The organism is Pseudokineococcus sp. 1T1Z-3 (assembly GCF_037482365.1).
In the GTDB taxonomy this organism is placed as follows: domain Bacteria; phylum Actinomycetota; class Actinomycetes; order Actinomycetales; family Quadrisphaeraceae; genus Pseudokineococcus.
In genome coordinates, this window is the sequence record NZ_JBBHZF010000018.1 from 42,148 (window position 1) to 49,895 (window position 7,748).

The following is a 7,748-nucleotide window of genomic DNA, read 5'->3' on the forward strand; positions in this document are numbered from 1 at the left end:
GTGGGAGGCGCCGGTCGGCAAGATCGCGCCGCCCCCTCGGGCGTCGACCCCGGCACGGACCGGGGCGGAGGTGGTCGTGCACCGCTGGGCGGACCCGGCGGGGCGGCGGGACTACCCGCCGCCGAAGACGAGCAGGGCGCCCCGCCCGAAGACGTAGTCCAGGCCGGACACGTAGAGCATCACGACGACCACGAAGACGAGGACGACGCCCGTGTACCGCAGCAGCTCGCCCCGGGTGGGCCGCACGACCTTGCGCAGCTCGGACCAGACCTCGCGCAGGAACTGGACCAGCCGCCCGAGGGGCCCGGGGCGGCGCCCGTCGCCGTGCTGGGCCGGGGTGTCACCGGGTCCGGAGCTCCCGCGCCCGCCCTCTCCGGGACGGGGGGCGTCGGCCGCGTCGGCGTGGCTCACTGTGCTCCTGCCTCGGGTCGGTGTCGGTGGCGCGTGCTGGGGCCGTCAGGCCTGCGCGGGCACGCCCGGCAGGGCGCCCCACCGCGCCGGACCGCTCGGCTGCCGTCGCCGTCGTGAGACGGCGTCCGCAGGGCAGGAGGGACTCGAACCCACAACCGCCGGTTTTGGAGACCGGTGCGCTACCAATTGCGCCACTGCCCTAGGCCGGCCGGACCGCCCCCGACCCTGTCCTCGCGGACCTGGCGCAGGGCGCACGTCGGCAGCCGCGCAGCACTGTACGCGGAGGGCGCGCCCGCCGTCGAACGCCTGGGACGCCGGGCCCGGGAGCCGGGCCGGAGCACCGGGGGCCGGGCGGCCGCGGCAGGCCCTCGCGCGGGTCGCGCCTGCGGTGCCAGGATCGACGTCGTGACCGACACGACGACCGACTCCCGTCCGGCAGCAGCCACCGACCGACGGCGCGTGTCCGCGCGGGTGGGTGGCATCGCCGAGTCCGCCACCCTGGCCGTCGACGCGAGGGCCAAGGCGCTCAAGGCGCAGGGCCGCCCGGTCATCGGCTTCGGCGCGGGCGAGCCGGACTTCCCGACGCCCGAGCCCGTCGTGGCGGCCGCCGTCGCGGCGGCCGGGCAGCCGGCCAACCACCGCTACACGCCCGCCGCCGGGCTCCCGGAGCTGCGGCGGGCCGTGGCGGACAAGACGGCGCGCGACTCGGGCCTGGCGCTGGAGCCGTCGCAGGTGCTCGTCACCAACGGCGGCAAGCAGGCCGTCTACACGGCCTTCGCCACGCTGTGCGACCCCGGCGACGAGGTGATCCTGCCCACGCCCTACTGGACGACCTACCCCGAGGCCGTCCGGCTCGCGGGCGGCGTGCCCGTCGAGGTCTTCGCCGGCGAGGAGCAGGGCTACCTGGTCTCGGTCGAGCAGCTGGAGGCGGCGCGCACGCCGCGGACCAAGGTGCTGCTCTTCTGCTCGCCCTCCAACCCGACCGGCGCCGTGCACCCGCCGGAGCAGGTCGAGGCGATCGGCCGCTGGGCCCTGCAGCACGGCATCTGGGTGGTCACCGACGAGATCTACGAGCACCTCGTCTACGACGGCGTCACGGCGGTCTCGATGCCGGTGGCCGTCCCCGAGCTCGCCGACACCTGCCTCGTGCTCAACGGCGTCGCGAAGACGTACGCCATGACCGGCTGGCGGGTGGGGTGGCTGGCGGGGCCGGTCGACGTCGTCAAGGCCGCGACGAACCTGCAGTCCCACCTGACGTCGAACGTCGCGAACGTCTCCCAGCGCGCCGCCGTCGAGGCGCTCACGAGCGACCTGTCGGCGGTGGCGACGATGCGGGAGGCCTTCGACCGGCGGCGGCAGACGATGGTCTCGATGCTGCGGGAGGTCGACGGGATCACCTGCCCCATGCCGCAGGGTGCGTTCTACGCCTACCCGGGCGTGCACGGGCTGCTGGGGCGCGAGCTGCGCGGTCGGACGCCGCAGACCTCGGCCGAGCTGGCGCAGGTCCTCCTGGAGGAGGCCGAGGTCGCCGTCGTGCCGGGCGAGGCCTTCGGCCCGAGCGGCTATCTGCGGCTGTCCTACGCCCTCGGCGACGACGACCTCGTCGAGGGCGTCGGGCGGATCCAGCGGCTGCTGGGCGAGGCGCGCTGAGCGGACGCCGACGGCCCTGCGCCGTCGGCCTCGCGGCTCAGCGCGGGTCGGCCTCGACGACGTCGTCGAGGCCGGCCGCCATCGCCCCCTCCAGCGCCGCGAGGTCGACGACGTCCGCCGCGGCGGAGTCCAGCCGCTCGCTGAGCGCGTCGGCCCCCGGCGAGACGACGACGAGCCGCCCGCGGGCGGCGAGGTCGGCGAAGATGTTGTCGTTGCTCACGACCACGACGCGCAGGGGCTCGGCCTCACGAGGCACCTGCGCGGCGACGGCCAGCAGCTCGTGGTCGGCGAGGTCGCTGCCGTCGTCGACGGCGCGCACCACCTCCGCCCACCTCCCGAGGTGGGGTGCCCCGCGGGCGGCGGCGCCGTGCTGGCCGGAGATGGCAACGACGTCGGCCTGGGCCGCGAGGCCGGCGACGACGGTCATCCGGGCCCGCCACCGCACCGGGCCGGCGCGCAGGTTGTCGAGGTCGGCGAGCAGCAGGCGCGTGCCGGGGCCCTCGCCCCACAGCGGGTCACGGTCGAGGAAGGCGAGGACCGCGGCACCGAGACGGTCCGGCGCCTGGGTCTGGCTCCGGGTCCGGGTCTGGGTGTGGGTCTGGGTGTGGCCCTGGGTCTGGGGCGGGCGGGTCGTGCCCTGGCCGCCGGCCTGGCCCGCCCGCACGGGCCTGCCGTGCCTCGGCGGCGGGAGCGCCGAGGCGCCTGGACGTCGACCTCCCGCGCGCGAGGAGGTGCTGGCGCCGCCGGGCACGTCAGCCAGCCGCACCCACTCGTAGCCGGCCCACTCCCCCGGCGCCCCACCCAGTCCCACCCGCGCATGCTCCCACCGTCGGGGCGCACCTCGTGCACGCCCGCGCCGCCTCGTCCGCCGCGGGTCCAGGGGGAGGAGCTGGCGGGGAGGAGCCGCCGGGGACGACGCAGCCCCGGGGCCGAGGACCCCGGGGCTGCGTCGTCCCGCCCACGGCGGGTGCGGGGGCTCAGGCGCAGCCGAAGCCCTGCAGCAGGAGCGCCTGCTGCTGCGTGGCGATCTGGTCGACGTCGACGGGGTCGGCGCCGAAGGCGAAGACCGTGAGCAGCCAGAGGACGACGGTCACGAGGCCGACGACGATGCCGGCCACGCCGACGGGGAGGCCCCAGCGGTCGGTGCGGGACGTGGCCGCGCCGATGGCCGACAGCAGGACGGCGACGAGGGCCAGGACGAGCGCGGTGAGGAAGCCGTCGGCCCCGGTGGCCGCGGTCTCACCGAGGGGGCTCGGGGTGCACTCGCGGACGGCGGCCTCGCCGGCCGCCGTGAACAGGGCGATGATCCCGGCGAGCAGGCCGGCGAGCGCGAGCCCGGGCGCGGCCGAGCCGCCCCCGCCAGCCGGCTCCTGGACGACGAGCACCTCGTCGTCGACGTCGGTGGTCACCCCTTCGGTGGTCGGGTCGTCGCTCCTGCCGAGCGGGTCGGGGTCGCCGGGGCGAGGGGTGCTGTCGTCAGAGGTCGTCATGGCCCGATCCTCCTGCACGCCGCGACGGCCGGACGACACGCCCCGCCGACGGGCGGGCCGGCACAGGTGCTCCCGGGCCAGGACCCAGCGCTCGCCCAGGAGTCGCCCGACGGCGCCGGGCCAGGTCCCCGGGCGGGACGTGCGCCCGGACCCCCCGCACCCGTCGGTCGGTGGCACCCTCAGGGGATGGGCGAGGACCTCGGGAGCGCGCGGGACCCTCGTGGTGACCGGTGGCGCCGGCGGGCCCCGGACGACGGGGGCGCCGTGCTCGTCCTCTGCGCCCACGGCACACGGGGCCCGCGCGGACGGGCGGCGGTCGGCACGCTCGTCGACGCCCTGGCTCGCGACCGGCCCGGCACACCCGTGCGCAGCGCCTTCGTCGACGTGCAGCCCCCCGCGGTCGCCGACGTCGTGGCGGCGCTGGCGCCCGAGCGCGACGTCGTCGTCGTGCCCGTGCTCCTGTCGGCCGGCCACCACGTCGGCCACGACGTCGCCTCCGCGGTCGCGCCGTGGCCGCGGGCGGTCTCGGCCGGCCCGCTGGGGCCCTCGCCGCTGCTCGACGACGTCCTCGCCGACCGCCTCGCGGAGGCCGGCGCCCGGCCGGGGGACGCCGTCGTCCTCGCGGCCGCCGGCTCCAGCGACCCGCGGGCCGCCGCCGACACCGCCCGCGTCGCCGACGCGCTGAGGGAGCGTCACGACGGCGAGGTGCACGTCGGCTACGGCGCCGTCGCGCGGCCCCGGGTGCCCGCCGTCGTCGAGCAGCTGCGCGCCCGCGGCGCCGCCCGGGTGCTCGTGGCGCCGTACCTGCTCGGGCCGGGCTTCTTCTACGACCGGCTCGTCGAGGCGGGAGCGGACGCCGTCGCCGCGCCGCTGCTGCACCGCCCCGACGGCACGCTCGACCCCCGGGTGGCGCAGGCCGTCTGGGCCCGTTTCGACGCCGCGGCGCCGCAGCCGGTCGCCGGCTGAGACGGCGCAGCGTCGAGCAGCCTCAGCCGATCGAGCAGCCGACGAGCCGGGGCTCTGGGTCCAGCCGGACGCCGAGACGGGCCTGGACGCCGTCGCGCACCTCGCGCGCCAGGGCCAGGAGGTCGGCCGCGCGGGCGCCGCCGCGGTTGGTGAGCGCCAGGGTGTGCTTGGTGGACAGCGCCGCGGGGCCGGGCAGGCCGTGGCCGCGCTCGAAGCCTGCGGCGGCGATGAGCCATGCCGCGCTCGTCTTGACGCCGCCCTCGGCCGGGTAGCGGGGCGCGGCCTCGGGCAGCCGCTCCGCGTCCGCGGCGGGCAGGACGGGGTTGGTGAAGAAGGACCCGGCGCTCCAGGTGTCGTGGTCGACGACGCCGGCAGCCGGGTCGTCGAGCACCATGCCCTTGGAGCGGCGCAGCGCCAGGACGGCCTCGCGGACCTCGCTCGCGGGGGCCCGGCCGCCGACGGCGACGCCGAGCCGGTCGGCGAGCTCGGCGTAGCGCACCGGACCGCCCAGCTCGCCCTGGCGCAGCTGGAACGTCACCTCGAGGACGACGTAGCGGTCGGGCTCCTCCTTCAGCGCCGAGGTGCGGTAGCCCAGCCGGAGGTCGCCGACGCGCAGGGTCGTGGTGCACTGCTCGCGCCGGTCCCAGGTGCGGACGTGCGCGAGGGTCGCGGCGACGTCCGTGCCGTAGGCGCCGACGTTCTGGACCGGCGTCGCCCCGGTGGAGCCGGGGATGCCCGAGAGGGCCTCCAGGCCGAGCCAGCCGTTGGCCGTCGCCTCGGCGACCAGGTCCTCCCAGGGGTGGCCGGCGGCGACCGTGACCCAGACGCCCCCGCAGGCGTCGACGGGCTCGCGGCGCAGGCCCCGGCTCGCGACGACCACGGCGGTGTGGGGCAGGTCCTCGTCCGTGACGAGCAGGTTCGAGCCGCCGGCGACCAGCAGGACGGGCTGGGCGTGCGCGTCGGCCGTGCGGACGGCGTCCACGAGCTCCTCCTCCGTCGTGGCCACGTGCTCGGCCGCCGGTCGTCCCCCGACGCGCAGGGTCGTGCGCTCGGCCAGAGGGCGGCCGGGCGCCCTGCCCGCCGGCGGGCGGGCGGGCGCGGCGGGGCTCGGGGCGGTCACGCGAGCCAGGGTAGGTGGGCCGGGCAGGTGCGCCGGGGCAGGTGGATCGGGGCAGGTGGATCGGGGCAGGTGCATCGGCCGCGGCGCCCGCCGGCGTGGGGCCCGTCGCGACAGGCCCGCCGGTCACCCGAGGGTGGGGCTGGGCAGGAGCACGAGGCGCAGGGCGTCGCCGGGGCGCAGCTGCGCCGCGAGGTCGACGTCCTCGCCCACCACCACCCCGACGACGGGGTACCCGCCGGTCACCGGGTGGTCGGCGAGCAGCAGGGTCGGCCGGCCCGAGGGAGGCACCTGCAGCGCGCCGCGGACGACGCCCTCGCTCGGCAGCTCGCCGGCGCGCGCCCGCGCGAGGGGTGGGCCCTCGAGCCGCACGCCCACCCGGTCGGCGTCGGCGCCGACGCCCCAGGTGGTCTCGACCAGGGCCTCCAGGGCGGCGGCGGTGAACCAGTGGGCGCGCGGGCCGGGGACGACGCGCAGCACCGGCGGCCCGTCGCGGTGCAGGCGGGAGGGTGGGGCGTGGTCGGTCGCCGGCAGCGGGAGGTGCTGCGCGCCGGCACTGCCCACGGGCAGGACGGCGCCGGGGACGAGCACGGGCGGCCCGAGGCCCGCGAGGGTGTCGGTCGAGCGGCTGCCGAGGACGGGGGCGACGGCGAGACCGCCGCGGACCGCGAGGTAGGTGCGGACGCCGGAGGGCGGGGGGCCGAGGACCAGCTCGGCGCCGTCGCGGACGAGGACGGGCGAGCGGACGTCGGCGGGACGCCCGTCGACCTCGAGCGGCGCCGGCGCGCCGGCGAGCGCGACCAGGAGGTCGCCGCGCGCACGGGCGCGCAGGCCGCCGAGGACGACCTCCAGCCCGGCCGCCTGCTCGGGGTTGCCGACGAGCCGCTGCGCCAGCCGGTGGGCCCCGCGGTCGGCCGCGCCGGACGGGCCGACGCCGAGCGCCGCGAGCCCCGGGCGACCGAGGTCCTGGACGCCGGCCGCCGGGCCGGTGGCCAGCACCTCGAGCCCGGGCGAGGCCGGGGCGCCCCCGCCGCCCGGCCCGTCCACGGTCGGCTCGTGCGGCCGCGCGGCGGGGGCGCCCCGGTCGGCGGCCTCCGCCCGCGCTCCCGAGGTCGGGCGCGGCCCGCCGCCGACGTCGCGGAAGCGCACGCGGGCGCCCGGCGGCATCAGCGCGGGCGGGTCGCGGCCCTCGTCCCACAGGACGGCGCTCGTCGTGCCCACGAGCTGCCACCCGCCGGGCGCCCGGCGCGGGTAGACGCCGCTGAAGGGGCCGGCGAGGGCGACCGAGCCGGCGGGCACGGCCGTGCGCGGCGAGCTGCGGCGCGGCACGTCCCAGCCGCCGGGCACGGCGTCCCCCGCGCCGCCCGCCTCCTCGCCGTCCTCGGCACCCGGGCCGTCCTCAGCGCGAGGGCCGTCCTGGACGCAGTAGCCGAAGCCCGGTGCGAAACCGGCGAAGGCGACCGTCCAGGGCCGCCCCGTGTGGCGGGCCACGAGACCCGCCGGGTCGGTGCCGAGCGCGGCGGCCGCCTCGGAGAGGTCCGGGCCGTCGTAGACGACGTCGACCTCGACCTCCGCCGGGGCGGCGCGCGCCGCGGCCGCCCCGCGGGCCGACGCGGCGACGCGGCGGACGTGGGCGGCGGCCGTCAGCAGGTCGCTGGTGCGCCCCGTCGCCGCCAGCCGGACGAGCACCGTCCGCGCCGCCGGCACGACGTCGAGCGTCGAGGGCGGCGGGTCGGCGCGCAGGGCGGCGGCGAGGTCGAGCACCGCGGCGAGCGCCGTCGCCGCCTCGTCGGGCGCGGTGCCGCCGCTCCCGGCGGCCAGGGCCACCTCGACGAGCACGGCGGCGTCGCCGCACGGCAGGACCCGGACCGGGACGGCGCTCCCCTCGGCCTCAGCCACCGCACCCGCCCGCCGGGGGGCCCGGCGCGAAGGCGGTGACGGCGACGCCTGCGTCCTCCAGCGCGGCTCGGACGGCACGGGCCGCCTGCACGGCACCGGGCGAGTCGCCGTGCAGGCACACGGAACCGGCGGTGACCGGGACGACCGTCCCGTCGACCGCCACGACGTCGCCCTGCGTCGCCATCTGGACGACGCGCGCGGCGATCTCGTCGGGG

General features: G+C 79.0%; 8 protein-coding genes and 1 tRNA gene. 2 read left to right on the forward strand and 7 right to left on the reverse strand.

Annotation, left to right across the window (positions count from 1 at the left end; genetic code table 11):
- Positions 1-111 precede the first annotated feature (111 nt).
- Positions 112-411, reverse strand: coding sequence for a preprotein translocase subunit SecE (gene secE, locus WDV86_RS05290; protein WP_339566555.1), 300 nt, complete (start codon positions 409-411; stop codon positions 112-114).
- A 128-nt stretch (positions 412-539) separates the two neighbouring features.
- Positions 540-612: transfer RNA gene (locus WDV86_RS05295), tRNA-Trp, on the reverse strand.
- Between the two features lie 204 nt (positions 613-816).
- Here WDV86_RS05295 and WDV86_RS05300 point away from each other — a divergent pair.
- On the forward strand, positions 817-2,061 hold the full coding sequence (locus tag WDV86_RS05300; RefSeq protein ID WP_339566556.1) for a pyridoxal phosphate-dependent aminotransferase: 1,245 nt from the start codon (positions 817-819) through the stop codon (positions 2,059-2,061).
- A gap of 37 nt (positions 2,062-2,098) precedes the next feature.
- Here the strand turns inward: WDV86_RS05300 and WDV86_RS05305 are convergent, their stop codons facing one another.
- Together WDV86_RS05305 and WDV86_RS05310 are read right to left on the reverse strand one after the other, a co-directional pair.
- Positions 2,099-2,872 carry a hypothetical protein gene (locus WDV86_RS05305; RefSeq protein ID WP_339566557.1) on the reverse strand — a complete coding sequence of 258 codons (774 nt, stop codon included), beginning with the start codon at positions 2,870-2,872 and terminating at the stop codon, positions 2,099-2,101.
- A gap of 166 nt (positions 2,873-3,038) precedes the next feature.
- Complete coding sequence (locus WDV86_RS05310) at positions 3,039-3,551, reverse strand: hypothetical protein (protein ID WP_339566558.1); 513 nt, start codon at positions 3,549-3,551, stop codon at positions 3,039-3,041.
- Positions 3,552-3,737: 186 nt separating this feature from the next.
- Here WDV86_RS05310 and WDV86_RS05315 point away from each other — a divergent pair, with 186 nt between their 5' ends.
- Positions 3,738-4,517 (forward strand): sirohydrochlorin chelatase, encoded by a 780-nt coding sequence (locus tag WDV86_RS05315; protein ID WP_339566559.1) that lies wholly within the window; start codon positions 3,738-3,740, stop codon positions 4,515-4,517.
- A gap of 22 nt (positions 4,518-4,539) precedes the next feature.
- Here WDV86_RS05315 and WDV86_RS05320 read toward each other — a convergent pair whose 3' ends face one another.
- The 3 genes from WDV86_RS05320 to WDV86_RS05330 all read right to left on the reverse strand — a co-directional run.
- The gene (locus tag WDV86_RS05320) at positions 4,540-5,637 is read right to left on the reverse strand and encodes a UDP-N-acetylmuramate dehydrogenase (RefSeq protein ID WP_339566560.1); all 1,098 of its coding nucleotides are present in this window, start codon (positions 5,635-5,637) and stop codon (positions 4,540-4,542) included.
- 123 nt (positions 5,638-5,760) lie between these two features.
- Entirely contained in the window at positions 5,761-7,533 is a 1,773-nt protein-coding gene (locus WDV86_RS05325) for a 5-oxoprolinase subunit B/C family protein (protein WP_339566561.1), read from the reverse strand.
- Positions 7,526-7,748 (reverse strand): LamB/YcsF family protein (locus WDV86_RS05330; protein WP_339566562.1); only part of this gene is annotated, 223 nt, incomplete at its 5' end. The genes WDV86_RS05325 and WDV86_RS05330, both read right to left, overlap by 8 nt.

Coding starts and splice junctions, on each gene's coding strand:
- WDV86_RS05310 (WP_339566558.1), bottom strand. CDS start 3,551: ATGACGACCTCTGACGACAGCACCCCTCGCCCCGGCGACCCCGACCCG.
- WDV86_RS05315 (WP_339566559.1), top strand. CDS start 3,738: ATGGGCGAGGACCTCGGGAGCGCGCGGGACCCTCGTGGTGACCGGTGG.